Genomic DNA, 23,578 nt, shown 5'->3' with positions numbered 1-23,578 from the left:
GAGCCAAAAGCTCCGGCCTTTTCTTTTCCGGGGGCGCAGGCGATCCCGAGGATTTCGGAACCATCGCCATCCGTCACCGAAACAATCCGGCACGGCTGTGCTAAGCTTCCCGCGAAAGCCTGACGGACGCCCTGACGGACGAAAGGACATGCGAAACGCCATCGCCGCCGCGACGATGTTCGGCCTTTGCCTCGGCTCGGTCCCGGCCGAGGCGGATCAGGCGGCGGATCAGGTCGCCGACGGAAAGACGTTGGCCGAGGAGCACTGCTCACGCTGCCACGTGGTCGGCGACTTCAACAAGTTCGGCGGCATCGGCTCGACGCCATCGTTCCAGCTTCTGGTCGATGCCTTCGACGACTGGGCGGAACGGTTCGAGACCTTCCAGGCGCGGCGACCGCACCCCTCGTTCGTGCGGGTCGCCGGCTATCCCTATCCCGACCCCGACGTGTTCCCGCCGAACGCGGCGCCGGTCGAGATCGAGCTCGACGACATCGCCGCCATTCGCGCCTTCGCCGAATCACTACGCAAGAAGTGAGGCTCAGTGCCGTAGCTTCGGCTCACGGTCGAGCCCCTTCTCGGCGAGCTCGTCGAGATAGGCCGCCCAGAGGGCGTCGTGGTTCTTCCCGAGCTCGTAGAGATACGTCCAGGAGTAGATGCCAGTGGAATGGAGATCGTCGAATTCCAGCCGGACGGCGTAGTTGCCGATCGGATGGATCTGCATGACGCCGACGTTCTTCTTGCCCGGCACGGTCTGGCGCTGGTCGGGGCTGTGGCCCTGCACCTCGGCGCTGGGGCTCAGCACCCGCAGCATTTCCGCGGACAGCGCGAAACTCTCTCCGTCCTCGAAGGTGACGGTCAGAGTCCGCTTGTCCTTTGACAAGCGGATTTCCGTGGGCCAGACCTTGGTATCGTTCGTCATGTCGCCTCGATCCTTTGTGCGCCCGGCAAGGTAGGTCGCGCAGCGCGAAGCGGCAAGGCGGATCGGTCGAGGAAAATCAGACAGGAGAGTGATCGATGAACAGGAAGGAACGGCGCGCGGCGGGCAAGACGGGCGAGCTCGACACCGAGGCCTTCCTGAAGGTCGCCAACAAGTTCATAGAACTGGCCAATCGCGAGAACCAGGCGGTCAAGGCGACCGATCTGCACATGGCCTTCCTCTATGCGGCGGCCCGCTACAACGCCTATGTGGCCAAGGCGATCCTCGACGTCGAGAAACACGAGGAGTTCGTCGAGCACATGGTCGCGCAATATTCCGAGATGCTGCGCCAGCATCTGGCCGACGACACGCTCGCCAGCCCGGCGGGCTGAGCGCACGCCGGACCGACGCGTCCGGCGCGATCACGCCGGCTTCGGGTCCTCGTCCGGCTCCTGGTCCGGCTCTCCGGGCGCATCCCCGACCTGCGCGTCATCTTCCGCCCTCGCATCGGGATCGGCCTCGGCGATGACGGTCCCGTCTGCCGTCCCGGCGTCTTCGGCTCCGACCAGTGGTTCTTCGGTCTCTTCGGGTTCCGGCTCCAGGCCGAGATCCTTGTCGGACAGGAACCCCCGGCCGAGCTTCCAGTCGGACGTCGCAGCCGTGCCGATGCCGTATGTGTATTCCATGTCCTCGTAATCGTTGAGGCCGTCGAGATTGGCGAGGACGGGGTCGCTGGTCCAGAGCTTCCGCAAGGCCTTCCGGCGGGTGGCGGCCGTGACGCCCTTCTGCATGAAGATCGTGAAGTCGGACTCCTTGGTCAGGCTCTCGATGTCGATGTCCTCGGCCGGGTGGCGGTCCTGTTCGGCCGTTTCGCCCGCCGGGTCCTCCGTGCGCTCGTCCGGCGGCGCGTCACATGGCGTGTCAGATGGCGCGTCCGGCACCGCGGCCAGCGCCTGCCCTGCATCGTCGACCAGATCCGCGGTCGCCTCGGCTTCGGGCGGACCGGCCGGCTCCTTCTCCGCGAGCTTGCGCCGCGACCAGCGCGACAGGAAACCGCTGTCGTCAGCCATCCGCTTCCTTCCCCGTGTCCGTATCCTTATCCGTCCCCGTACCCGACCGGGACTCCGTATTGCTCCGGGACGGCGTGGCGACCGACTGGCGGGCGAAGATCGGCTCCTTGCCGAACTTGGCCTCCTCCAGCGCCGGCGGCCTGTCGCGCTTGCGCTTCCTGAAGGGCTCCGGATCGAAATGCGCCTCGGCGAAGTCGCGCACCCAGGCGGCGACCTCGGGAGGCATCGGCACGGCCTCGACCATGACCTCGTCAGAGGTGAGGTAGGATTCGCCCTCGTAGGCCGATGCGGTCGCCAGCAGCACCCGCCACGGCATTTCGCCGTCGTCCGGCGTCATGACGACGAACACCGACGGCGATCTGGTCGACAGGTTGTACTTGTAGGATTCAGCATCGGTGCGGTGCAGTTCGAGCGGCACGGTCGCGGCATGATAGCGGCGCCATCTTTCGCCCGAGGCGAGCTCGCGCCAGCCCTTGACCGGCGATGCCCCGACGAAAATCGAAACCGGTTTCCAGGCCGCATCGATCCAGCGGCTGTCCGACTCCCGTCGCTCGACCACGATGCCGACCTGAATTGTTGCCGTTTTTTCCAAGGTGCTCCTCCGGAAGCCGGTTCCCTCAAGGAATATAGACATTTGCCTCGCCGGCTCCACCACCCTAGACTCAATCCAACCAAGAAGGGCCGCCTCCCCGGGAGGACGGTGATCACCGGAGGGGCGGTTCGTAGGAGTGCTCAGGACATGACATCGGGCCGACGCACGGTCCTGTTGTGCGATTGCGCGCGCAGCATGTCGATCGACGTGGACCGCGTTCGTGCGGCTCTGCCCGGCGCCGAGATCGGCCCGGTCCGCACGACGCTGTGTCGCAACGATACCGATGCCTATCTGTTGGCGTTGCGCGCCGGTGGCGAGGTGGTGGTCGCCTGCACCCAGGAAGCGCCGCTGTTCCGCGAACTCGCCGAGGAGGCGGGCGCGGACGACCGGGTTTCCTTCGTCAACATCCGCGAGAAGGCGGGCTGGTGCGCCGACAAGGCCGCCGCAGGCCCGAAAATGGCGGCGCTGCTGGCGGAGGCGACGGTGGCGCCCACCCCCGCCGCGATCCACACGACCCGATCGGAGGGCATGTGCCTCGTCTACGGACGCGGCCAGCAGGCGCTGGAGGTCGCGCAGTCGCTGAACGGGCGCCTTGCCGTCAGCCTGCTGCTGACCGATGCGGACGGACTGGTGCCGCCGTCGGTCGCCGAGGTGCCCGTCTATCGCGGACGGATCGTCAAGGCGGCGGGCTCGTTCGGCGCCTTCGAGATCACGGTGGACGGCTACGCGCCGCTCGTTCCCTCGTCGCGCGATGCGGCGGCCTTCGTCATGCCGCGCGACGGCGCCCAGTCGCAATGCGACGTGATCCTCGATTTGAGCGGCGACACCGCCCTGTTCCCGGCGCCGGACCATCGCGACGGCTATTTCCGCGTCGACCCGAACCATCCCGCGGCCGTGGCGAAGGCGATGTTCGAGATCACCGACTATGTCGGCGAGTTCGAGAAGCCCGTCTATGTCGACTACGATGCGGACATCTGCGTCCATTCGCGCAACCGGATCGTCGGCTGCACCAACTGCCTCGACGCCTGTCCGGCGGGCGCCATTTCCGACATGGGCGACACGATCGCCGTCGACCCGGGCATCTGCGGCGGCTGCGGCTCGTGCAGCGCCTCCTGCCCGACCGGGGCGGTGAACTACCGCTATCCGCGCCGCGAAGACCTGATCGCCCGTATCCAGGTGCTCGTCTCCACCTATCTGGCGGCCGGCGGCACCCGGCCGGTCCTGCTGTTCCACGACGCACGGCGCGGCGCTGAGCTGATCGCGGCGATGGCCCGGTTCGGGCGCGGCCTGCCGGTCAACGTGCTGCCCGTGCCGCTGCACGCGGTCACCGAGCTCGGCCACGACATCCTCGCCGCCGCCTTCGTCACCGGCGTCGAGCAGATCGTCGCGCTCGTCGATCCGGAGCGCGCCGACGAGGTTCTGCCGCTGGAGACGCAAGCGACACTGGTCAGGTCGGTCCTGCAGGGGCTCGGCCACGACGCGGACCGCGTGACCCTCCTGGTCGAGGCCGATCCCGACGCCGTCGAGACCGCGCTGTATGGACTTGCCGAGCGCAAGCCCCTGCCCGCCGCCGGCATCTCGGCGGTCGGCGGCAAGCGCGATATCGGCCGGGCGGCGATCGGCCGGCTGCGGGAAACCGCGCCGCAGCAGCCCGACGTGATCGCCCTGCCCGACGGCGCGCCGTACGGGCGCATCGTCGTCGATCAGGACAGCTGCACGCTGTGCCTGGCCTGTGTCGGCGCCTGTCCGATGGGGGCGATCCTCGACAATCCCGACAAGCCGCAATTGCGGTTCCAGGAGAACGCCTGCGTGCAATGCGGCATCTGCCGCAACACCTGTCCGGAAGACGCGATTACGCTGGAGGCGCGGTTCGACTTCACGCCGAACGCCCTGTCGCAGACGGTGATCCACGAGGAGGAGCCGTACGCCTGCCTGCGCTGCGGCAAGCCGTTCGGCACCAAGAAGACGGTCGACCGCATCGTCGAGCGGCTGCAGGGCAAGCACTGGATGTTCCAGTCGTCCGCGACCGCCGACCTGATCCGCATGTGCGACGACTGCCGCGTGATCGCCCAGTCAGAGATGGGCGACAATCCGTTCAAGATGGGCGAGCGCCCGAAAGTGCGGACCACCGACGACTATCTGGAGGCGCGCGAGGCGGGCAAGGACCTGACGGTCGACGATTTCCTGGACGACTAGCCGGCGAGTTGACCAGCTGGCTAGTTGGGGACGGAACCGTCTGCTCGCAGAGCTGGCGGGCGCGGATCCTGAATTGCGCGGCCTGGCCGTCCGAGATCACCCCGTCGGCGACCATCGCGTCGACGTCGCCGAGCCGTTCGGCGAGGCACTCGGCCAGCGGGCCGGATGCCGCTTCCGGTCCGCTCAGGGCGTCACGATTGATCCAGGCGAGGATGCCGGCGAAGACCAGCGCGACGAGCCCGGCGAGCAGCCGCGCCCAGATCGTGTCGAGGAAGGAGCCGCCGGCCGGCGCCACCTCACGCCCCTTCGCTGAACGGCAGGTTGGTCAGCAGGTTCTGCGGCTTCATCCGCAGCTTCCTGTCGGGCGTCATGGCAAGGCCGAGATAGACCGGCTTGCCGCGCATGGAGGCGACGACTGCGCGATCGTCGCGGATTTCCATCCGGAACAGCCCGAGGATGCGCTGCATATCGTCCGGCCCCACATCTTCGCCCTCGTAGAGCGCGTTGAGGATCTCCGTCGCCCCGGCGTCGAGGCCGATATGCCAGGACCAGTGTTCGTCGTGGATCGCCTGCATCGGCTGGATGCGGGTGCGGACGTCGAGGAAATGGGCGATCCAGGCTTCCATCACGCGGGCGAAGGCGTCGACACCGGGCTGGGTGAAGCGGAAGTCGATCACCGTGTCGAAGCGATCGCTACGGTCCCAGTAGACGGACTTGTTGTCGTCATCGAGCACGTCGAGCTCGACTTGACGCAGCGGGGTCATCGAGTCCACGAGAAGCTGGCCGAGCCCGCCCATGCCGCCGGTCTGGGCGTACATCTCGACCACTTCCTCATCGGCGAGCATGACGCGGCCGTTGTCTAGACTGACGTTCTGCTGGCGGAAGAACAGCTCGGCGGCGCGCAGACGTATCGGGTCGGCGCAGCCCGACAGGACGTTGCGCAGGATGGCGTGGACGAGCTGCTCCACGAACAGCACCGGGACGTCGCCCCGGCCGGACGTGACGATCGCCAGATACGCCGCCTCCAGCGTGCCATGTTCGATCAGGAGGTCGCGAAAGCGCAGGACGACGCGGTAGTTGTGCTGCACGTCCTCATCGGCGAGCGCGGAAACGTCGGCGTCGCCGACCGGCCGCACGGGATTGTCCAGCAGCGAGTCGTAGAGGGCGTGCTCGGCCGGGCAGGAGGCCTCGACCGGGCGCATCTCGGGACGGGCGAGATAGGCGCGCAGAAAATCCGGCGTGACGCGCAGCCAGCCGCGAGCGTCGGGCTGCAACAGGTGAAAGCCCGAGGAGCGCCAAAAATCCGGTTTCGTCGTCATATGCCCTGTCCAGCCGATGCAACGGCCTCGATCGCCGCCAGCGCATCGAGCATGCGCGTCCCCTCCCCCGTCTCCAGGAGCAGGTTGCCGCGATCGTCGAGGCCAATGAACCGGCCATCATGGATTTCGCCGGCGTGCTCCAGCCTGACCGGCTCACGATACCCCTCGGCGCGGAACAGGAGAAGGTCGTGGACCGGACGGAAGCCGTCGGTCTGCCAAGTATGGATCCAGGTCAGAAGATGTCGGGCGTAGGATTCCAGCAGATCGGTGCGGGTCAGTTCGGCGCATCCTTCCTCGACGAGATCGGTCTGGTCCGGCGCGTCGCCGGGCTCGCCGTCGCGCCGGTTGCGGCGGATGTCCAGGGTGAGGCCGACCACCATCCAGCGCGGGTGCCCGTCCGCATCGTCCTGCGCCGACATCGCCGCGCGCACATGTCCGGCGCGCGCGCCGTTGACGCAAAGCGCCATCGGCCAGCGATAGGTCAGTCCGATTTCCGGCGGCGCGATGGCGCCGAAGCTGTCGCCGAAGGCGACCATGGCGACGAACACCATCTCGGCGGCGCGGGCGCGGTCGACGTCCGGCTCCAGCACCAGGGCACAGTCGAGCCGGGAGGTATCGCGCGCCCACACGAGGTCGGCGGCGCCCAGGCTGCCGCGCGCCGCGCCCGCGACCGCGGTCTCGAAGGCGCGGTCGGGTGCGGTAACGGCGTGGCCGGTCAAAAGCGGCGGGAATACCGGGTCTGGCAGGCTCATCGCGGCGCGATCAGGACAGGTCGATCTCGCCGTCGACGACATGATTGAGATCCGTGCCCTCGGCGGTGAGAACGACGCGGACCTTCAGCTTGCCGCCGCCTGCCTTGCCGTCGCGCACGATGGTCTCGATCTCGCGCTGCGAGGTCACGCCGACCTGCTTGAGGAACTTCCTGAGTGACATGTTGAAACGTTCTTCGTCCATTTTTCGGCTCCTAGTTCTTGATATCCGATTTCGCCATCAGGCGGAGGACGACACTGATCGGTTCTCCGTCCCTTACGGCCTCCACCGCAAGCTCTCCCGGTGCATCGATCCGCGCTACCGCGCTGATATAGTCCGCCGGGCCGCGAATGCGACGATCGCCGACGCGCACGATATGGTCGCCTTCCCGCAACCCGGCCCTATCTGCCGGCGATCCGGGCTCAAGCGCAATGACCCGCGCCGCCATCCGTCCCGTCTCGCCGGGCGCCGGCCAGGGCGCGAGCCGGACGCCGGTTCGCGGCGGATGGAAGGCGCCCGTTTCCAGGATCGCCTCGGCGACATGGCCGGCCAGCGGCGCGGCGACCGCGAAATTCACGCCGATATTGGCATCCGAGGTCTTGGTGAAGATCGCCGAGACCAGGCCGACCAGACGGCCCTCCTCATCGACCAGGGCACCGCCGGAGACGCCCGGATTGATCGCGGCGTCGGTCTGCACGAAATCCTCGATCGGGTTGAAGCCGACGCCTGCCATGTGGACACCCGAAACGACACCGCAGGCAACCGTGAGGCCGAGGCCGAAGGCGTTTCCGATCGCACAGACGTCTTCGCCTAGGGCCGCGTCGCCACCGAAGGCGAGCGCCGGCAACGCATCGTCGACCGCCAGCACCGCGAGATCGGTGAGCGGATCGCCGCCCACCAGCGTTGCCGCGACGATGTCGCCGGCGGCCGTGCGCACATGGATCGCGGTGGCGCCGTCGACGACGTGCCGGGCCGTCAGCACGTGGCGGCCATCGCCGATCACGACGCCGCTGCCCTCTGGCTCCTCGCTGCGCACCTCCCTGGCCGGCAGCAGCGGCAGCACGCTCACGACCGATGTCATCGCCCGTTCGAGGACGCGGGACTCGAATGCCCCGGCATCGCCGGCCGTGGCGGCAAGGCCCATGGCGGCAAGGCTCGCGGCGATCAGAGCCGCACGGACTGCTGCGATGTGTAGATGTCGCGGGCCGACATGCCGACGGCGTCGAGCACCACCCAGGCGCCGACCGCGATCACCAGCATGAGAACAACCCCGCCCCAGAATGCCTTCATTGTCCGTTCTCCGTTCAGACGTCACGCCTCAATCGTTCCCCTGCTCGCCCCCGGTGGCACGCTTCAGGAACGCAACCAGTGCCGCGCGCTCCTCGTCGTTGCGGAGGCGCTGCACCGGCATCTTGGTTCCGGGCAACACCACGTCCGGGCCGGCATCGAAGAGCTCGCTGATGGTCTCCTCGGTCCAGATGATATCCGAGTTCCTGAGCGCTTCCGAATAGGGGTAGTCCGGCAGCGCGCCGACCTTGCGGCCGAAGACGCCGTGAAGCGTCGGCCCGGCCCGGTTGGCGTCGTCGGGCGTCAGTGTATGACAGACGCTGCACTTGCGGGCGAACTGACGCTCGCCGACGTCCAGGTCCTTCTTGAGCTGGAAACGGCGCGGATAGTCGGTCCGCGCCACGTCCAGGGGCGCGCCGGGCTCCAGATGCACGAGCGACACGAAGTCGTCGAGGCCGGCGCGGTAGACCGCGGTTCCATCCGGGGTGAAATCGATGGCCCAGATCGGCCCGAAGGCCGTCGAGTATTCGTTGATCTGCGTCCAGTCGTCCATGCGGTAGATGCGCATTTGCCCGTTGGCACTGCCGATCGCCGCGATCCCGTGCTCCGCGTCGATCGCCGCGGCCAGCACGGGGCCGCCGAAGGGGGGGAAGTCCGCGACCACCTTGCCCTCGGCGATGTCGACGATGCCGTAGGCACCGTCCTGGGCGCCGTACAGAAGATGGGTCTCGTCGGGGAGCACGCGGACGACGTTCACGCCCCAGCCGTGCTTCAGGATCGTGCGAAGCTGCGCGCCGGACCGGGCGTTCCATTGGCGCACGGTCCCGTCATAGGAACCGGTGTAGAGGATGTTGCCCTCGCCGGCCAGGGCGACGGCGTTGACGTTGCCGGAGTGGCCGCGCATGACGGCGCGCTCGGTCATGGTGTCGAGATCGTAGACGCGGGCGGTGCGATCCCAGATGGCGGCGGCGGCGATACGGCCATCACCGCTGACGGTCACGTCGAGAACCTTGTCGCCGGTGCCCATGAAGCGGGTGACGAGTTCGCCGCTGTCGAGACTCCACACCCCGACGCTGCCGTCGTCGCTGGCGGAAACGGCGAGCGGATGGCCCGGTACGAAGGCGACATCGTTGACGGCGGCCTCGTGGCCGATCAGGCGTTCGAGGATCGGCGAATCCCCGTCCGCCAGTGCCCGGTGGAGGATCGCGTAGTCGAACGAGGCGGACAGCACCTCGCTCCGCTCGGGCGATATCGCAAGGCCGCGTACCGGCCCGCCGTGCCCTTCGAGCCTGTCCGGCCACGCCGCTGCCGGACTGCCGGCCAGGCACAGCAACAGCGCCGCTGCGACGGCTTCCCGCACCCCGAGGCTGGAGTTGGCGCGCCGCACCGGTTCGAGCGCGCTATTCCGCGGGTTCCGCTGCGGCACCGCCGGTCCGGGACCGCTCGGCGGCCTCCATCTCCTCGACCCAGATCGAATGGTGCTCCTTGGCCCAGTTGAGATCGACCTCGCCGGAGCCCATCGCATCGAAGGCGCCTTCCATGCCGATTGTGCCGATATAGATGTGCCCGAGGATCGCGATGATCAGGATCAGGGCCATGATGGCGTGCCAGAGCTGGGCGAGCTGCATTTCCTGCAGCGCCGTCAGATCGGTCGGCAGGCCCGCGCCGAAGACGTTCAAGATGGCGAACGTCTTGGCGAACAGGCTGGTCTGGAACGGGAACATCAGCGCGATGCCCGACAGGCTGATCGAAACGCCGCCCAGGATCACCAGCCAGAACAGGATCTTCTGGCCGGCATTGAACTTTCTCGCCGGCGGATGCGAGTGCTTGGAAAACAGACCACCGCCCTTCAGCAGCCAGATGACGTCGTGGCGGTTGGGGATGTTGTTGGCGACCCACATGACGAAGATGTAGGCGAGGCCGAGCATGAAGGCGAACGCGACGTAGTTGTGCGCCAGTTTGCCCCAGAGCGAGAGCGCAGCGAAGGCGTCCGCGCCGATGACCGGCAGCAGGACATACCGGCCGTAGAGGACATTCAGCCCGGTCAGGCCCAGAATGATGAAGGACACGGCGAGTAGCCAGTGGCCCATGCGCTCGAACTCGCCGAACCGCACGATCGTCCGCCCGGCCCAGCCGTGCTCGATGCGGATGCGGCCGCGAACGAGGAAGAACAGCGCGAGCAGCACGATCATGCCGAGCAGGCCCCAGGCGCCCCAGGTCGACAGCGGCCCGTTGCGCAGCGCCCGCCAGGTCTCGCCTTCCGACTGGACCAGCGTCCCCGCGTTCTTGTCGGGAATGGACACGGTGCCCTGCGCACCGCTGCGAATGGCGCGCCAGAATTCGGTGTCCGAGGTCCCGCCCAGCGTATTGCCGGGAACCTGACCGCCGGTCGGGCTTTCGCGCAGCTGCTGCGGGCTCTCCTGTGCGAGAGCCGGGGCATTGACCGTGACGGATAGCGTCGCCGCCAGAAAGAGTGCCATCACCGCCGCGAGAGCCACGCGGCAGTGGCGACGGGAAACGGTGTTCAGGAGACGCATCGGATCTCTCCCCATCAGAATTTCTGCTGCTGATTGCGCTGGTCCAGCGCGCGGCGCTGCTCGTCGGTCAGGGCGGTATCCGCCTTTCCCGAATAGACGCCCTTGTCGAGATGGAGCGGACGGTTCTGCTCCTCCTCGCGGCAGCCCCCGAGCCCGGCCGCGAGACCGACAGCAAGCGATGCGATCAGAACGGTTTTGATGTTGCCCATTGTGTATCGCCGATCCCTCGTTTTGGCGAAGCTACCCGTGGCGGAGGCACCGGTGGCGAAGGCACGAGCCCGAGACGACTCGACGCCGCGCGTGCCCGGTTCGCTGGAACAAGGCACCGCGACGGCGTCGAAACCGTACAATGGGGCGGCCCCGAAAGGCCGCCCTCCTTGCGCGTGACCGGTCAGCCGCCGGTTTTCTGCTCGTAGGCCGTGCCCCAGCCCCAGGCGCCGGAGCCGAAGCCGCGGGCGACGATGCGCTCGCGATAGATGCCCGACACTATGTCGCCGTCGCCGGCGAGCAGAGCCTTGGTGGAGCACATCTCGGCGCAGAGCGGCAGCTTGCCCTCGGCCAGGCGGTTGCGGCCGTACTTCTGGAACTCCGCGTCGGACATGTCCTCTTCGGGACCGCCGGCGCAGAAGGTGCACTTGTCCATCTTGCCGCGCGAGCCGAAGTTGCCGACCTGCGGATATTGCGGCGCGCCGAAGGGGCACGCGTAGAAGCAATAGCCGCAGCCGATGCACAGGTCCTTGGAATGCAGGACCACGCCCTCGTCGGTCTGGTAGAAGCAGTCGACCGGGCAGACGGCCATGCAGGGCGCGTCCGAGCAGTGCATGCAGGCCACCGAGATGGAGCGCTCGCCGGGCTTGCCGTCATTGATGGTGACGACGCGGCGCCGGTTGATGCCCCACGGGATCTCGTTCTCGTTCTTACAGGCCGTGACGCAGGCGTTGCATTCGATGCAGCGTTCGGCGTCGCAGAGGAATTTCATACGTGCCATTGGTTAAACTCCTCCCTCAAGCCGGCTCGATACGGCAGAGCGTGGTCTTGGTTTCCTGCATCTGCGTGACCACGTCATAGCCGTAGGTCTGCGCAGTGTTCGAGGCTTCGCCGAGCACATAGGGGTCGGCCCCATCCGGGTACTTGGACCTTCGGTCCTCGCCCTGCCACCAGCCGCCGAAGTGGAACGGCATGAACGCGACGTTCCTGCCTACCCGTTCGGTGACCAGCGCCTTGACGTTGACCTTGGCGCCTTCCGGCCCGTGCAGCCAGACCATGTCGCCGTCCCTGATGCCGAGTTCGTTGGCATTGAAGGGATTGATCTCGACGAACATGTCCTGCTGCAGTTCGGCGAGCCACGGGTTGGACCGTGTCTCGTCGCCGCCGCCCTCGTATTCGACCAGACGGCCCGAGGTCAGAATGATCGGGAAGTCCTGCGAAAAGTCCTTGTCCTGGATGGACTTGTACAGGACCGGCACGCGGTGCCGGCGACCATCTTCGTAGGTCGGGTAATCGGCCACGAGGTCACGCCGCGGCGTGTAGAGCGGCTCGCGATGCAGCGGCACCGGGTCCGGGAACTGCCAGACCACGACGCGCGCCTTGGCGTTGCCGTAGGGTGCGCAGCCGTGCGCGATGGCGACCCGCTGAATGCCACCCGAGAGGTCGATCTTCCAGTTGACCCCGTCCGGGTTGTCGCCGCCGATCTGCTCGATCGTCGCCCGCTCGTCGTCGGTCAGGTCGCTGTCCCAGCCGAGCTTCTTCAGCATCCCGTAGGTGAACTCGGGATAGCCGTCCTCGATCTCGGAGCCGACCGGATAGACACCCTCGGCGAGCAGGTTGTGCGTGACGCCGTCGACCTCGCGCTCGACACCGAAGCGGGCACGGAAGCCCATGCCGCCCTCGGCCACCGGTTTGGTGAGGTCGTACAGGTTGGGCGAGCCGGGATGATTGATCTCGGCGGTCCCCCACGACGGCCACGGCAGACCATAGTAGTCGCCGTCGCACGGGCCGCCATTGGCCCTGAGCGTGGTCTTGTCGAAGGTGTGCTGGTTGGCCATGTGCTTCTTCAGCCGCTCCGGCGACTGGCCGGTGTAGCCGATCGTCCACATGCCACGGTTCAGCTCGCGCAGCGTGTCCTCGATGGAGGGCTCGCCGTCGACGACCTCGATGTTCTTGAACATCTCGTCGGCGAAACCGAACTTGGTCGCGAACTTGTGCATGATGACGTGGTCGGGAAGGCTTTCGAAGAGCGGATCGAACACCTTCTCGCGCCATTGCAGCGACCGATTGGACGCCGTGACCGAGCCGTAGGTCTCGAACTGCGTCGCGGCCGGCAGCAGGTAGACGCCGTCGGTACGGTCCTGCATCACGGCGCTCATCGTCGGATAGGGATCGATGACGACGAGGATGTCCAGCTTCTCCATCGCCTTCTTCATATCCGGCAGACGGGTCTGCGAGTTCGGCGCGTGGCCCCAGAAGACCATGGCGCGGACATTGTCGGGCTGGTCGACGTTCTCCTTCGACTCGAGCACGCCGTCGAACCAGCGGCTGACCGGAATGCCGGCCTTGGTCATTATTTCCGGGTCGTGGAAACGGCCGACCAGATATTCATGGTCCACGTCCCAGACGCGCGCCCAGTGCTTCCAGGAGCCTTCCGCCAGGCCGTAGTAGCCCGGCAGGGTATCCATCAGCACGCCGAGATCGGTCGCGCCCTGGACGTTGTCGTGGCCGCGGAAGATGTTGGCGCCACCGCCGGCGGTGCCGATCGAGCCGAGCGCCAGGCCCAGCGCGCAATAGGCACGGGTATTATTGTTGCCGTTGGTGTGCTGCGTGCCGCCCATGCACCAGATGATGGTGAACGGCCGGTTGTTGGCGAGCGTACGGGCGACGCGGCGCATCTGCGAGCCGGGCACGCCGGTGACGCGCTCGACCTCCTCGGGCGTCCACCTGGCGACCTCGGCCTTGACCTCCTCCATGCCGTAGACGCGAGTGCGGATGAACTCCTTGTCCTCCCACCCGTTCTCGAACACGTGCCAGAGAATGCCCCAAATCAGGGCGACGTCGGTGCCCGGACGGAAGCGGACATACTCGCTGGCGTGCGCGGCCGTGCGGGTGAAACGCGGGTCGCAGACGATCAGCGGCGCGGAATTCTCTTCCTTCGCCTTCAACAGGTGAAGCACCGAGACCGGATGGGCTTCCGCCGGATTGCCGCCAATCAGGAAGATCGCGCGCGAATTGTGGATGTCGTTGTACGAGTTGGTCATCGCGCCGTAGCCCCAGGTATTGGCTACGCCGGCAACCGTCGTCGAATGGCAGATACGCGCCTGATGGTCGACATTGTTCGTGCCCCAGAAGGCCGCGAACTTGCGCACCAGGTAAGCCTGCTCGTTGGAGTGCTTGGCCGAACCGAGCCAGTAGACCGAGTCAGGGCCGGACTGCTCGCGGATCTCGAGCATCTTGTCGCCGATCTCGTCGATCGCCTGGTCCCAGGAGATGCGGGTCCACTTTCCGTCGACGAGCTTGGTGGGATATTTGAGCCGGCGGTCGCCGTGGGCATGCTCGCGCACCGAGGCGCCCTTGGCGCAATGCGCGCCGAGATTGAACGGCGAGTCGAAGCCGGGCTCCTGGCCGACCCAGACGCCGCCCTTGACTTCGGCGAGCACGGTGCAGCCCACCGAGCAGTGGGTGCAGACCGACTTCTTGATCTCGACATTGGCGGGGGTGGCCGTCTGCGCCTCGGCCTTGCGGACCATGCCGCTGCCGACCGTCGCGGCGGCTGCAAGGCCACCGGCGGTCAGGCCCGAACGGCGCAGAAACGTGCGGCGGTCGATCGTCGCGCCGGCCACATCCGAGAGGATGTGCGCCAAACGGGTGCTTTTCGCCACGCCGTCCGATTTCTTCCTGAGCATCTTCTTCTCCTCCTGGGGCTTTCAGTGGCGCGGGGGCACCACCAGCCCTTGGTCGTTGCCTTCGCCAACGGCCCCGGTGTCAGAACCGGGTCGACTCGTAGAAGGCCTTAACGTGCGGCGTTTCCTGATAGCCCTTGCCGTCTTTGGCGGTCTCGGCTGCGGCGGCCTGCGCCGGCGCGTCCTGCATAAGCAGGCTGGCGCCGCCGACAACGGTCCCCAAGCTCGCGAGCTTCAGGAACTCGCGGCGACCCGTCGCCTTGCGATCTTTCCCTTCAGGCATTCCTTTTCTCCCCTTTGCACGACCCGCTGGCGTTCAAGGCGCCCGCCGACCGCATCCGAAATTCCCACTTGCCAACTGCCGAAATCTCTATCGTCCGGCTTTCCTGCATCGAAGGGGGCAAAAAGCCGCCCCTCGACGTCACTCCATAGAGAAGGCGGCCTCCTCCACGTCCATGAACACGCGACCGACGCCACCGACGGCGCCATAGAAGACCGCCGCCTTGGCTTTCTCGAGATCCTTGAAGAAATGTCCGGCCCAGGGACCGACGTGATCGGCGAAGAAGCGCTTCTGCCGCGACAGGGCCGCCGGTTCGCCGTAGTCGCCGAGGATCAGCCCCGCCATCATGTCGAGTTCGGCGGCGATGTGGTCCTCGGGCTCCTTCACAGCGGGATCGCGCTCGATGCCCAGGCCGGCCATGTCGTCGCGCAGCCGCGCCAGCGGCTTCTCGTGCAGGAAGCCGGTGAGATAATACGAGCCGAACGGAAGCAGTTCGCCACGGCCAAGGCCGATGAACAGATCGTGGTACTCGCGCTCCACCTGTGCGGGCTCGACTGTGCCGGCGACACGGGAAAGCTCGGCGAGGGCACGGCCGAGGTCGCTCTCGTCTCCCCCTATCGCGGCGACAAGCTCGATATCGGATCGCGCCGCCGGGCGAGCGAGAAGCCGCGCCAGCAGCCTGTAGAGCTGCGCGCGAACCTCGTCCTCCTGAGCGACTGCCGTCGTTATCTGTTCTTTTGTTTGTATCAATGCGGCCATTGACCGCTGTTCCTCCTACGTCAACTGTGTCGCGAGCATCGACTCGATGCAAGCATTCAATCTTTCTGTTTCGGGAACTAATCGATCCGACTATCGCGCTGGCGTCAAGAATGGCGATTTCTGGCGGGATTGTGGTCGCGATCTTGCCCCAGCGGAAATTGTTTTATTGTTCTGTTGCGCGTGGACCTGGTTTCGGATTGACTTGTCGCATTGCGCCGGCGCCCCAGATCAACCAAGAACCGGCAACCAGAAACGCTCAGGAACCCCCGGCGGTACGCAAGGCCCGACCGGGACAGGAAGATCAAGATGACCATCGAACTGCCGCGCACGGCCGCACGCGCGCCGCTTGTCGATCCCTTCGCCCGACACATCACCTATCTGCGCATCTCGGTCACCGACCGCTGCGACTTCCGCTGCCACTACTGCATGGCGGAGAACATGACGTTCCTGCCGAAGGCGGAGTTGCTGACGCTCGAGGAGATCGACCGCGTCGCTTCGGCCTTCGTCGAACGCGGCGTGCGCAAGCTGCGCCTGACCGGCGGCGAGCCGCTGGTGCGCCGCAACATCATGTCGTTGATCCGCACCCTGTCCCGCCATCTCGACAGCGGCGCGATGGACGAGCTGACGATCACCACCAACGGATCGCAACTTGCCCGCTTCGCCGGGGAGCTCGCCGATTGCGGGGTGAAACGCATCAACGTCTCGCTCGACACGCTCGATCCCGACAAGTTCCGCGCCATCACGCGCTGGGGCGACCTGGCCAAGGTGATGGCCGGCCTCGACGCGGCGCAAGACGCCGGCCTGCGGGTCAAGATCAACGCGGTGGCGCTGAAGGGCGTCAACGAGGACGAGATCGACGGGCTGATCCGCTGGTCGCACGGCCGGGGCATGGACATCACCTTCATCGAGACCATGCCGATGGGCGAGATCGAGTTCGACCGCACCGACAACTACCTGCCGCTGAGCGAGGTGCGCCGTCGGCTGGAACAGCACTGGACGCTGACGGACATTCCCTACAAGACCGGCGGGCCCGCACGGTACGTGGAGGCCGCGGAAACCGGCGGGCGGATCGGCTTCATCACGCCGATGACCCACAATTTCTGCGAGTCCTGCAATCGCGTGCGGCTGACCTGCACCGGTACGCTCTACATGTGCCTCGGCCAGGACGACGCCGCCGACCTGCGCGCGGCGGTGCGGGCCTCGGAAAGCGACGACCTGCTGCAGGCAACGATCGACGAGGCCATCGCGCGCAAGCCCAAGGGCCACGATTTCGTCATCGACCGGCGCAATGCCCGCCCTGCCGTCGCCCGCCACATGAACGTCACCGGCGGCTGAAGCCGCCGGTACGAATAGCAAGCTCTGCTTTTTCGGCATATCGGCTGAACGGTAGCGCCAGTAGTGGGGCCTGCCCCGGCGTGATAAGGAATACTTTCATTTGGCGTATTTCCGCCGCGGTGCAACGAGAAATCGCATTCGGATAATTCCCGTGTTTCTGTCCAAGCCCGGTGGCCGGAGCGACGCCTCTGCCCGATCAACATCCACGTCCGTCGCCACCGCCCCGGAAACGGCGGCGCGCGAGAACCTGCACGGCATGCTGGCGATGCTGGCGGCGATGTTCTTCTTCGTGACCAACGACACCTTCGTGAAGCTGTCCAGCGCGTCACTCGATTTGCCGCAGATCCTGTTCATTCGCGGCGGGATCGCCTGCGTGCTGATCGCGATCCTGGCGTGGTACATGGGCGCGCTCAGCACCTGGCCGCGGCGCGGCTGGAAGGTGATGGGCCTGCGCGTGATCGGCGAGATCGGCTCGACACTACTGTTTCTAACGGCCCTGTTCCAGATGCCGATCGCCAACGTCACGGCGATCCTGCAGGGCATGCCGCTGGTCATGACGGTGCTTTCGGCGATGCTGCTGGGCGAGATCGTGCGCTGGCGCCGGTGGGCCGCGGTCGTCGCCGGGTTCGTCGGGATGCTCCTGGTGGTCCAGCCCGGCGGCGCGGATTTCAATGCCTACGCGCTGTTCGCCGTCGCCAGCCTCGCGTTCGCCGCGCTGCGCGACCTGGCGAGCCGCTACCTGCCGGCCGAACTCCCCACGCCCTTCGTCGCGCTCGTCTCGATGATCTCGGTCACCGTCGTCGGCGGGGCGTGGTCGCTTGCCGAGCCCTGGAAACCGGTGCCCGGCGAGGTGCTGATCTACCTGGCCTGCGCCGCCGCGCTGCTGTCGGGCGCCTTCTATTTCATCACCGAGGCGATGCGGCACGGCGAGGTTTCGCTGGTGGCGCCGTTCCGGTATTCGATCATCGTGTGGGCGATCCTGCTCGGCTATCTGGTCTGGGGACAGCTACCCGATCCGCTGGCGGGCGCCGGCATGGTGCTGGTGGTCGGCAGCGGCCTCTATGTCTTCTACCGCGAAAGCCGCGTCCACCGGACCAGCCGGGCCGCGACCGACCCGGCACTCAAGCAGGGTGCGGAGTCATGACCGATACCGTGGCAGAGACCGTCGCCGACGGCATAAAGCGCGGCCAGCTTCTGGCCATCCTGATCGTCGCGACCGGGCTCGGCGTCATGTCCATGAACATGGTGCTGCCGTCGCTGCCGTCGATGGCGCGGGAGTTCGACGCCAGCTACAACGCCGCCCAGTACGTGCTGACGGTGTTCCTGATCGCGCTGTCCTTCGCCCAGCTGATCTACGGCGGCGTCTCCGACCGCTTCGGACGCCGTCCGGTGATCATCGCGGGTCTCGTCATTTTCCTCGTCGGAAGCCTGATGTCCGCCTTGGCCTGGAACCTGGAAATGCTGCTTGTCGGCCGCTTCATCCAGGGTGCGGGCGGGTGCGCGGCGCTGGTTCTCGGCCGGGCGATCCTGCGCGATCTGTTCACGCGGGACCAGGCGGCGAGCCTGCTGGGTTACGTCACCATGTCGATGGTGCTGGCGCCGATGCTCGGCCCGGCGCTCGGCGGCCTGTTCGAGGAAACGCTGGGCTGGCGCGCCGGCATCCTGCTCCTCGTCGTGGTCGGCGTCGGCGTCACCGTGCTGGTGGCGCTGCGCCTGCCGGAGACCCACTACAACCGGGGCGAATCCTCCGGGTTCGGGCCGCTGATCCGATCCTTCTGGATCCTTGCCCACAATCGCCTTTTCCTGTGCTTCGCGGCGGTGATGTCGTTCACCTCGGCGACGTTCTTCGGCTTCATCGGCGGCGCGCCCTATATCGTCATCGAACTGATGCACCGCAGCCCCGGCGAGTTCGGCCTGTGGGCGATGATGCTGGCGGCGGGCTACATGCTCGGCAACTTTGTCACCGGACGCTACGCCCAGAGAGTGGGCACGCGGCGCATGATCAGTTTCGGCGTGATCCTGGGTGTGATCGGTGCGACGGCGCTCATCGTCATGGCGCTCGCCGGGCCGAACATCCCGATCGCCCTGTTCGGGCCGATGATGCTGGTCACCTTCTCGAACGGCCTGGTGATGGCGAGCGCGGTGTCCAGTTCCGTCAGCGTCCGGCCGGATCTCGCCGGCGCCGCCGCGGGGCTGGGCGGGTTCCTGCAGATGGGCGCCGCCACGGTGGCGACCATCCTGGTGGGCGCAACGCACAACGGTACGGCGATCCCGCTTGCCATCGTCATCGGCGCCTGTGCGAGTGCCGCGTTGCTTGCGTTCCTGGCGGCGATGCGGTTTCCCGATCCGATCGAGGAACCGAGCCATTGATCAGGCGCCACTGATCAGGCGCTTGTCAGGCGCGCCACTTCGGCGCGCAGCACCGGCACGACATCGGTCTCGAACCACGGATTGCGCTTGAGCCAGGCGGTATTGCGCCACGAGGGGTGCGGCAGCGCCAGGACGCGGGGCGACGCCTGCCCGTCCCAGATCTCCCGCCAGGCGGCGACCGTCTCGGCCAGCGAGCGACGGCGGGCCGCCCCCAGATGATAGGCCTGCGCATACTGGCCGATCGCCACGATCAGCTCGATCTGCGGCATGGCCGCGAAGACACGGTCGTGCCAGGTCGCGGCGCATTCGCGGCGCGGCGGAAGATCGCCGCCCTTCGCGTCGAGGCCGGGAAAACAAAAGCCCATCGGAACGATCGCGATCCGCGCGCGGTCGTAGAAGGTTTCGCGGCCGATGCCCATCCAGTCGCGCAGGCGGTCGCCGGACGGATCGTTGAAGGGAATTCCGGTGGCGTGGACGCGCGTGCCCGGCGCCTGTCCGCAGATCGCCAGCCGCGCGCTGCCCGACAGCCAGGCGACCGGCCGGGGCTCGTGCGGCAGCGGCCTGCCGCGCGGAGTGTCCACGCACACCCGGCAGGCGGCAATTTCGCCGGCGAGCCGGTCGATCTGCGTCACGGATCCGGCGTCGGCGCTCACACCTCGACGACCAGGCCGTCCTCGGCGCGCTCGATGGACTTGTCGATCTCGCCGGCGCGCCCGCGCGACTCGGGGCCGAGGTGATTGAGCATGATGCGCCTGGCGGAAAGTCGGGGCAGGTTCGCCTCGAGGTCGCGATAGCGCACGTGATAGGGGATCGGTTCCTCGAAAGCGTAGCACTCGCACATGAACAGGTCGGCGTCGCGGGCGACGTCGACAAGCACGTCGAGCCACAGCGTGTCTCCCGAGAACGCGAACAGCCGCTCCCCGGTCCTGATGCGCAGGGCCAGCGGCGGGGCGCCGGAGGGATGGCTCACCTCGAAGGCCTCGATTTCGGCACCGCTGACATGGGTATTCTTGCCGGGGACCAGTTCCACGAACCGAAGCTCGAAACCGAGTTCGATGTTGGAGGAATCCGGGAAAAGAACCTCCTGGGCGGCACGAATGCGTTTTTCGACACCCGGGGGGCCGGCGATCGTCAGCGGCCGTGTCCGGTTCGTTACGAAATGCGCGTGCAGGATGAGAAAGGGAAGCCCGCCGAAATGATCGCCGTGCAGATGCGACAGGATGACGGCATCGACCGCGTTGGTATCGATGCCGAGGGCATTGACGCCGACCATCGCGCTGGCGCCGAAATCGACGAAATAGCGCGCGTCTTCCGTCTCCAGATGGAAGCACGTATTGCGACGCCCGCCGCTGCCGAAGGCGTCGCCGCAGCCGACTATGGTGAGTTTCAGGCTCATGCCCCGGCGCTCGGCCGGCGGGACACGTCCGCGTACCAGCGCAGCACGTTGGCGCAGCTTTCGGGAACGCCAAGCCGGACCGGCCGCATGAAATCGATAGCCACCAGCGCCGTGATATCCGCCACCGTGTAGCGCTCCCCGGCGATGAACGGGCGGGCGGCCAGTTCCCCGTCCAGCCATTCGAGCATGGTGAAGATGCGCGGTTTGTTGACCTCGCCCCATTCGGCCACCTGCGGCGTTTCCAGCTCCGCCATCGCCGGATGGGTGTGCCGGAAGGCCATCGCCACGGGGAACATCAGATTGAGTTCGATGCGTCGCTGCCACATCTCGACAAGCGCCCTGTCGAGCGTATCGACGCCGAAAAGCGGCGGTTCGGGCTGCAGTTCCTCGAAGTAGCGGCAAATCGCGATCGATTCCGCGATATGGGTACCGTCATCGAGCTCCAGAACGGGCACCCGCATCATAGGATTGCGCGCGATGAAATCGGGCGCCTTGTGTTCCTGCTTCATGATGTCGATCTCGACCCTGGGCACCTCGATGCCCTTTTCGGCCAGAAAAATGTCGACGCGCCGCGGATTCGGTGCCCGGGTGGACGTGTAGAGCTTCATGTGAGGCGTTCCCTGTCGTTCCGTCTCAGTGGATCATAGCGGCGGCGGCACGGGCAAGTGCCCGATCGCCTTATGTGCCCTTGAACATCTCGCGCCAGAGGGCGGGACGCTCGAATTCGCTGGACCAAAGGCCGGCTTCGGCCGATTTCGCGGCCCTTTCCTGCGCTTCGTAGGCGCCGTAGGCGACGGCCCAGCCCTTCTTTACCATTTCCCTGTTCAGGTCGAGCCCGCCGACCCGGCACACCGCAAGCACGCGGTTGTAGACGTCCCTGCCCGCGCCGTCGCACGTCACGTTGCGGCCGGCGATCATGCCGTGCAGCGCCGCCGTCGATGCCTCGCCGCAGCGCCAGAGCTCGCCGGCGCGCCGGCAGAACTGCCCCGTCTCCGGCGCATCGATGCCCTTGAGCCTGGTTTTCACGCTGCCGACCACAAGCGTGTCGCCGTCGATCACCCGCGCAGGGCCGTAATAGCTGCGCCGCCAGTCGGATGGCAGATACACGGCGACCAGCAACAGCAGCGCGACAGCCAGGACCGCTGTCAGCGCCTCATCGAAACGGGCCACGTATCTGCGGGACCGGCGGGGCAATGGAAAACCTCGAAACTAGATGAATCGATTCTTACGACGATCTTAAGGAATTTGCCGCACAAGGGGGCAGTTCTCCTTCGTCGCGGCGGCGTCGCGGCGGCGTAACAGTTTGCAGTAACGCGATGACCGAGCAAGGTGGGACCGCAAATCTCCCGGACCAGCAACAGGCGGCTCTACGTCGCCGCTCGGTCTCCGGCAAGGTCCGCCAGGTCCGCGAGCGGCTGACGTCGCACACGGGAACCAATCCTGCCTTCGACCGGGACCTGATCCTGGCCTACGCGCGCAACCAGACCGGCATCGCACTGGTCGTACCGCTGCTGGCGATCATCATCGCAGGCATGATTACGGTCTGGGTTCCATGGTCGGAATCCTCGGTGTGGCTCGCCGGCGTCCTGATCAGCAACGGCATCCTGACGTATCTGTGCCGGCGGTTCGAGCTCGGAAGAACGCATAAGCTGAGCGCCGAATTGTGGGAGCGCCGGTTCTTCGCCGCAGAATTCCTGAACGGCGTGATGTGGTCGACGATGGCGTTCCTCTCGGTTCCCACGCACGAGACCGAGCCGATCATCTTCATGTTCGCCGTCCTGATCGTCGTGCTGGCGATGCGCACGCTGACGGCCAGCAACCTGCCGATGGCCTCGTTGGCCGGCACCCTGCCCATCACCGCGGCGATCGTGCTGCGGTTCTCGATGCTGGGCGAGCCGCTCTACTACGCCATGGCCGGACTGGCGGCAGGCGCACAGGTCTTCTTCATGATCATCGCCCGCCAGTTTCAGTCGACGGTGCTGGCGATGTTCGGTCTGCGCAAGGAGAAGGATGCACTGATCGGCGAACTGGAACAGGCGACCGCGCTGTCGGAGGAGGCGCGGCGGCGGGCCGAGGAGGCCAATCTGGCCAAATCCCGCTTTCTGGCCACCATGAGCCACGAGCTGCGCACCCCGCTCAACGCCATCCTCGGCTTTTCCGAGGTTCTCAAGGACGAGATCCTCGGCAAGCACAGCGTGCCCGCCTACAAGGAGTATTCCGGCGACATCCATCGCAGCGGCCAGCACCTGCTCGAGCTGATAAACGAAATCCTCGACCTGTCGCGCATCGAGGCCGGCCGCTACGCCCTGCAGGAGGAAGCGGTCTCGCTGCCGGGCACGGTGCAGGACTGCCATCATCTGGCGAAGCTGCGCGCCGATCAGCGCGGCATCACGATCGAGGAGGTTTTCGAGGTAGACCTACCGAAGATCTGGGTGGACGAGCGCGCGGTGCGCCAGATCGTCCTCAACCTCCTGACCAACGCCGTCAAGTTCTCGCCGAACGGCAGCAAGGTGACGCTGACCGTCGGCTGGACCTCGGGCGGCGGGCAGTATCTCAGCGTCAAGGACAGCGGCCCTGGGATACACGAGGACGAGATCCCGACGGTTTTGCAGACCTTCGGGCGCGGCTCCGTGGCCATCAAGAACGCTGACGAAGGCACCGGACTCGGCCTGCCGATCGTCATGAAACTGATCGAACTGCACGGCGGGCGCTTCGATTTCCGCTCGAAACTGCGCGAGGGCACCGAGGCGATCGTCATTTTCCCGCGCGAACGGGTGATGAAGGCGCTGCCGCCACTGGACGACGAGAAACCGGTGCTGCGGCCGCGGCGGCGCTCGGCGGCCTGACCGCATCCGACGATCCGTTGCGGATGCGCGCG

Annotated in this window: 27 protein-coding genes; 8 read left to right on the top strand and 19 right to left on the bottom strand. The window is 66.6% G+C overall.

The window, feature by feature from the left end:
- Positions 1-148 precede the first annotated feature (148 nt).
- The gene (locus ACSF9G_RS08030; RefSeq protein WP_436640293.1) at positions 149-535 is read left to right on the top strand and encodes a hypothetical protein; all 387 of its coding nucleotides are present in this window, start codon (positions 149-151) and stop codon (positions 533-535) included.
- Positions 536-538: 3 nt separating this feature from the next.
- On the opposite strand, the gene ACSF9G_RS08025 is transcribed toward ACSF9G_RS08030, so the two are convergent.
- Entirely contained in the window at positions 539-919 is a 381-nt protein-coding gene (locus tag ACSF9G_RS08025; RefSeq protein WP_436640291.1) for a gamma-butyrobetaine hydroxylase family protein, read from the bottom strand.
- A 95-nt stretch (positions 920-1,014) separates the two neighbouring features.
- On the opposite strand from ACSF9G_RS08025, the gene ACSF9G_RS08020 reads away from it, so the two are divergent.
- The gene (locus ACSF9G_RS08020; RefSeq protein WP_436640289.1) at positions 1,015-1,308 is read left to right on the top strand and encodes a DUF3144 domain-containing protein; all 294 of its coding nucleotides are present in this window, start codon (positions 1,015-1,017) and stop codon (positions 1,306-1,308) included.
- 30 nt (positions 1,309-1,338) lie between these two features.
- On the opposite strand, the gene ACSF9G_RS08015 is transcribed toward ACSF9G_RS08020, so the two are convergent.
- The gene (locus tag ACSF9G_RS08015) at positions 1,339-1,986 is read right to left on the bottom strand and encodes a DUF3306 domain-containing protein (RefSeq protein WP_436640287.1); all 648 of its coding nucleotides are present in this window, start codon (positions 1,984-1,986) and stop codon (positions 1,339-1,341) included.
- Entirely contained in the window at positions 1,979-2,578 is a 600-nt protein-coding gene (locus ACSF9G_RS08010; RefSeq protein WP_436640285.1) for a DUF3305 domain-containing protein, read from the bottom strand. Before ACSF9G_RS08010 ends, ACSF9G_RS08015 begins: the two co-directional genes overlap by 8 nt.
- A gap of 147 nt (positions 2,579-2,725) precedes the next feature.
- Between ACSF9G_RS08010 and ACSF9G_RS08005 the strand changes: the two genes are divergently transcribed.
- Both ACSF9G_RS08005 and ACSF9G_RS08000 read left to right on the top strand, forming a co-directional pair.
- Complete coding sequence (locus tag ACSF9G_RS08005; protein WP_436640283.1) at positions 2,726-4,774, top strand: 4Fe-4S binding protein; 2,049 nt, start codon at positions 2,726-2,728, stop codon at positions 4,772-4,774.
- 73 nt (positions 4,775-4,847) lie between these two features.
- Positions 4,848-5,087, top strand: a complete 240-nt coding sequence (locus ACSF9G_RS08000; RefSeq protein ID WP_436640281.1) for a hypothetical protein — start codon at positions 4,848-4,850, stop codon at positions 5,085-5,087.
- On the opposite strand, the gene ACSF9G_RS07995 is transcribed toward ACSF9G_RS08000, so the two are convergent.
- From ACSF9G_RS07995 to ACSF9G_RS07940, 12 genes are all read right to left on the bottom strand, one after another.
- On the bottom strand, positions 5,071-6,093 hold the full coding sequence (locus ACSF9G_RS07995; protein ID WP_436640279.1) for a DUF6352 family protein: 1,023 nt from the start codon (positions 6,091-6,093) through the stop codon (positions 5,071-5,073). The two genes, ACSF9G_RS08000 and ACSF9G_RS07995, sit on opposite strands and share 17 nt — an antisense overlap.
- Positions 6,090-6,845 (bottom strand): biotin/lipoate--protein ligase family protein, encoded by a 756-nt coding sequence (locus ACSF9G_RS07990; RefSeq protein ID WP_436640277.1) that lies wholly within the window; start codon positions 6,843-6,845, stop codon positions 6,090-6,092. The genes ACSF9G_RS07995 and ACSF9G_RS07990 overlap by 4 nt, the downstream gene beginning before the upstream one ends.
- A 10-nt stretch (positions 6,846-6,855) precedes the next feature.
- Entirely contained in the window at positions 6,856-7,047 is a 192-nt protein-coding gene (locus ACSF9G_RS07985; RefSeq protein WP_436640275.1) for a DUF6494 family protein, read from the bottom strand.
- A gap of 10 nt (positions 7,048-7,057) precedes the next feature.
- Positions 7,058-7,987 carry a S1C family serine protease gene (locus ACSF9G_RS07980; RefSeq protein WP_436640273.1) on the bottom strand — a complete coding sequence of 310 codons (930 nt, stop codon included), beginning with the start codon at positions 7,985-7,987 and terminating at the stop codon, positions 7,058-7,060.
- Between the two features lie 20 nt (positions 7,988-8,007).
- Positions 8,008-8,133, bottom strand: coding sequence for a hypothetical protein (locus ACSF9G_RS07975; RefSeq protein ID WP_261614664.1), 126 nt, complete (start codon positions 8,131-8,133; stop codon positions 8,008-8,010).
- 28 nt (positions 8,134-8,161) lie between these two features.
- On the bottom strand, positions 8,162-9,556 hold the full coding sequence (locus ACSF9G_RS07970; protein WP_436640270.1) for a c-type cytochrome: 1,395 nt from the start codon (positions 9,554-9,556) through the stop codon (positions 8,162-8,164).
- Positions 9,531-10,667 (bottom strand): formate dehydrogenase subunit gamma, encoded by a 1,137-nt coding sequence (locus ACSF9G_RS07965; RefSeq protein ID WP_436640268.1) that lies wholly within the window; start codon positions 10,665-10,667, stop codon positions 9,531-9,533. Before ACSF9G_RS07965 ends, ACSF9G_RS07970 begins: the two co-directional genes overlap by 26 nt.
- 14 nt (positions 10,668-10,681) lie before the next feature.
- A complete protein-coding gene (locus ACSF9G_RS07960; protein WP_436640266.1) occupies positions 10,682-10,876 on the bottom strand; it encodes a hypothetical protein in 195 nt (64 codons plus the stop codon).
- Positions 10,877-11,058: 182 nt separating this feature from the next.
- A complete protein-coding gene (fdh3B, locus tag ACSF9G_RS07955; protein ID WP_436640264.1) occupies positions 11,059-11,655 on the bottom strand; it encodes a formate dehydrogenase FDH3 subunit beta in 597 nt (198 codons plus the stop codon).
- 16 nt (positions 11,656-11,671) lie between these two features.
- Positions 11,672-14,563, bottom strand: a complete 2,892-nt coding sequence (locus ACSF9G_RS07950) for a formate dehydrogenase subunit alpha (RefSeq protein ID WP_436640262.1) — start codon at positions 14,561-14,563, stop codon at positions 11,672-11,674.
- 79 nt (positions 14,564-14,642) lie between these two features.
- Positions 14,643-14,843 carry a twin-arginine translocation signal domain-containing protein gene (locus tag ACSF9G_RS07945; protein ID WP_436640260.1) on the bottom strand — a complete coding sequence of 67 codons (201 nt, stop codon included), beginning with the start codon at positions 14,841-14,843 and terminating at the stop codon, positions 14,643-14,645.
- A 138-nt stretch (positions 14,844-14,981) separates the two neighbouring features.
- The gene (locus tag ACSF9G_RS07940) at positions 14,982-15,599 is read right to left on the bottom strand and encodes a TorD/DmsD family molecular chaperone (RefSeq protein WP_436640258.1); all 618 of its coding nucleotides are present in this window, start codon (positions 15,597-15,599) and stop codon (positions 14,982-14,984) included.
- A gap of 306 nt (positions 15,600-15,905) precedes the next feature.
- Between ACSF9G_RS07940 and moaA the strand changes: the two genes are divergently transcribed.
- From moaA to ACSF9G_RS07925, 3 genes are all read left to right on the top strand, one after another.
- The gene (gene moaA / locus ACSF9G_RS07935) at positions 15,906-16,934 is read left to right on the top strand and encodes a GTP 3',8-cyclase MoaA (protein WP_436640256.1); all 1,029 of its coding nucleotides are present in this window, start codon (positions 15,906-15,908) and stop codon (positions 16,932-16,934) included.
- Between the two features lie 151 nt (positions 16,935-17,085).
- On the top strand, positions 17,086-18,078 hold the full coding sequence (locus ACSF9G_RS07930) for a DMT family transporter (protein ID WP_436640254.1): 993 nt from the start codon (positions 17,086-17,088) through the stop codon (positions 18,076-18,078).
- Complete coding sequence (locus ACSF9G_RS07925; RefSeq protein ID WP_436640252.1) at positions 18,075-19,304, top strand: multidrug effflux MFS transporter; 1,230 nt, start codon at positions 18,075-18,077, stop codon at positions 19,302-19,304. The genes ACSF9G_RS07930 and ACSF9G_RS07925 overlap by 4 nt, the downstream gene beginning before the upstream one ends.
- Before the next feature lie 14 nt (positions 19,305-19,318).
- Here ACSF9G_RS07925 and ACSF9G_RS07920 read toward each other — a convergent pair whose 3' ends face one another.
- From ACSF9G_RS07920 to ACSF9G_RS07905, 4 genes are all read right to left on the bottom strand, one after another.
- Positions 19,319-19,936, bottom strand: a complete 618-nt coding sequence (locus ACSF9G_RS07920; RefSeq protein WP_436640250.1) for a uracil-DNA glycosylase family protein — start codon at positions 19,934-19,936, stop codon at positions 19,319-19,321.
- Between the two features lie 17 nt (positions 19,937-19,953).
- A complete protein-coding gene (locus ACSF9G_RS07915) occupies positions 19,954-20,700 on the bottom strand; it encodes an MBL fold metallo-hydrolase (RefSeq protein ID WP_436640248.1) in 747 nt (248 codons plus the stop codon).
- Positions 20,697-21,308: a glutathione S-transferase family protein gene (locus ACSF9G_RS07910; RefSeq protein WP_436640246.1), complete on the bottom strand. Its 612-nt coding sequence runs from the start codon at positions 21,306-21,308 to the stop codon at positions 20,697-20,699. Before ACSF9G_RS07910 ends, ACSF9G_RS07915 begins: the two co-directional genes overlap by 4 nt.
- Before the next feature lie 70 nt (positions 21,309-21,378).
- Positions 21,379-21,870, bottom strand: a complete 492-nt coding sequence (locus ACSF9G_RS07905) for a thermonuclease family protein (protein WP_436640243.1) — start codon at positions 21,868-21,870, stop codon at positions 21,379-21,381.
- 146 nt (positions 21,871-22,016) lie between these two features.
- Between ACSF9G_RS07905 and ACSF9G_RS07900 the strand changes: the two genes are divergently transcribed.
- Entirely contained in the window at positions 22,017-23,546 is a 1,530-nt protein-coding gene (locus ACSF9G_RS07900) for a sensor histidine kinase (RefSeq protein ID WP_436640241.1), read from the top strand.
- Positions 23,547-23,578 lie beyond the last annotated feature (32 nt).

Source organism: Microbaculum mangrovi (assembly GCF_051390635.1).
Classification (GTDB): Bacteria; Pseudomonadota; Alphaproteobacteria; order Rhizobiales; family Tepidamorphaceae; genus Microbaculum.
Note: the sequence above shows the minus strand (reverse complement) of the source record. Positions and strands in the feature narration are given on the sequence as shown.

Excerpts from the sequence above, each read along its gene's own strand:
- ACSF9G_RS07975 (WP_261614664.1), bottom strand. The coding sequence starts at position 8,133 with ATGAAGGCATTCTGGGGCGGGGTTGTTCTCATGCTGGTGATCGCGGTC.
- ACSF9G_RS08005 (WP_436640283.1), top strand. The coding sequence starts at position 2,726 with ATGACATCGGGCCGACGCACGGTCCTGTTGTGCGATTGCGCGCGCAGC.
- ACSF9G_RS07945 (WP_436640260.1), bottom strand. The coding sequence starts at position 14,843 with ATGCCTGAAGGGAAAGATCGCAAGGCGACGGGTCGCCGCGAGTTCCTG.
- ACSF9G_RS07915 (WP_436640248.1), bottom strand. The coding sequence starts at position 20,700 with ATGAGCCTGAAACTCACCATAGTCGGCTGCGGCGACGCCTTCGGCAGC.
- ACSF9G_RS07900 (WP_436640241.1), top strand. The coding sequence starts at position 22,017 with ATGACCGAGCAAGGTGGGACCGCAAATCTCCCGGACCAGCAACAGGCG.
- ACSF9G_RS08025 (WP_436640291.1), bottom strand. The coding sequence starts at position 919 with ATGACGAACGATACCAAGGTCTGGCCCACGGAAATCCGCTTGTCAAAG.
- moaA (WP_436640256.1), top strand. The coding sequence starts at position 15,906 with ATGACCATCGAACTGCCGCGCACGGCCGCACGCGCGCCGCTTGTCGAT.
- ACSF9G_RS08020 (WP_436640289.1), top strand. The coding sequence starts at position 1,015 with ATGAACAGGAAGGAACGGCGCGCGGCGGGCAAGACGGGCGAGCTCGAC.
- ACSF9G_RS08030 (WP_436640293.1), top strand. The coding sequence starts at position 149 with ATGCGAAACGCCATCGCCGCCGCGACGATGTTCGGCCTTTGCCTCGGC.
- fdh3B (WP_436640264.1), bottom strand. The coding sequence starts at position 11,655 with ATGGCACGTATGAAATTCCTCTGCGACGCCGAACGCTGCATCGAATGC.
- ACSF9G_RS07985 (WP_436640275.1), bottom strand. The coding sequence starts at position 7,047 with ATGGACGAAGAACGTTTCAACATGTCACTCAGGAAGTTCCTCAAGCAG.
- ACSF9G_RS07990 (WP_436640277.1), bottom strand. The coding sequence starts at position 6,845 with ATGAGCCTGCCAGACCCGGTATTCCCGCCGCTTTTGACCGGCCACGCC.
- ACSF9G_RS07925 (WP_436640252.1), top strand. The coding sequence starts at position 18,075 with ATGACCGATACCGTGGCAGAGACCGTCGCCGACGGCATAAAGCGCGGC.
- ACSF9G_RS07995 (WP_436640279.1), bottom strand. The coding sequence starts at position 6,093 with ATGACGACGAAACCGGATTTTTGGCGCTCCTCGGGCTTTCACCTGTTG.
- ACSF9G_RS08015 (WP_436640287.1), bottom strand. The coding sequence starts at position 1,986 with ATGGCTGACGACAGCGGTTTCCTGTCGCGCTGGTCGCGGCGCAAGCTC.
- ACSF9G_RS07910 (WP_436640246.1), bottom strand. The coding sequence starts at position 21,308 with ATGAAGCTCTACACGTCCACCCGGGCACCGAATCCGCGGCGCGTCGAC.
- ACSF9G_RS07965 (WP_436640268.1), bottom strand. The coding sequence starts at position 10,667 with ATGCGTCTCCTGAACACCGTTTCCCGTCGCCACTGCCGCGTGGCTCTC.
- ACSF9G_RS07960 (WP_436640266.1), bottom strand. The coding sequence starts at position 10,876 with ATGGGCAACATCAAAACCGTTCTGATCGCATCGCTTGCTGTCGGTCTC.
- ACSF9G_RS07980 (WP_436640273.1), bottom strand. The coding sequence starts at position 7,987 with ATGGGCCTTGCCGCCACGGCCGGCGATGCCGGGGCATTCGAGTCCCGC.
- ACSF9G_RS07950 (WP_436640262.1), bottom strand. The coding sequence starts at position 14,563 with ATGCTCAGGAAGAAATCGGACGGCGTGGCGAAAAGCACCCGTTTGGCG.
- ACSF9G_RS07940 (WP_436640258.1), bottom strand. The coding sequence starts at position 15,599 with ATGGCCGCATTGATACAAACAAAAGAACAGATAACGACGGCAGTCGCT.